1 protein-coding gene is annotated in these 568 nt (G+C 41.7%); it reads left to right on the forward strand.

Translation table 11 applies throughout. The features are described 5' to 3' along the window. Window positions 1-167 precede the first annotated feature (167 nt). On the forward strand, window positions 168-568 hold a 401-nt coding region (locus ACS8FD_RS23330; RefSeq protein ID WP_439277605.1), incomplete at its 3' end, for an alpha/beta fold hydrolase.

Raw genomic sequence — 568 nt, forward strand, 5'->3', positions numbered from 1 at the left:
TTTTCATTTTGAACGGATTATATTTAATGTGTATGATTGTTGAGGCTGAGCATATAACTATGCTCAGCCTCAGTTATATAGTCAGTTTAAATTATAAATAAATTACTAAATCAAGTACCGAGCCTTTAAGAGCACCAAACCTCTATAAGAATTAGTGAGAGCCTGTCATGAGTGAAATCAATTTGCAGACCTTTGCATCATTGCCTGTATCGAACATAACCCAAAAGCCAGTCCTTCATTTTGCTCATGCGAACGGGATGCCAAGTGCGGTCTACCAGCCATTTTTTGAGATATTGGCTGAATTTTTTACGGTTGAATATATACCGATGTTAGGGGGCGACCCAGACTATCCTGTTGACAATCACTGGCGCAGTCTTACCCAGCAAGTTATCGATAGCGTAAAAACTGTCTGTGAGAAGCACGGCATCTCACAAGTGGTTGCGGTAGGTCACTCGCTTGGTGCTATGTGTACGCTACAAGCGTTGTACCGCGCTCCCAAAATATTTAATCAAGCAGTACTTATGGATCCGCCTTGGGTTTATGGCAAGTCAAGCTTACTATGGCATGT

The organism is Psychrobacter sp. 1U2 (genome assembly GCF_051847575.1).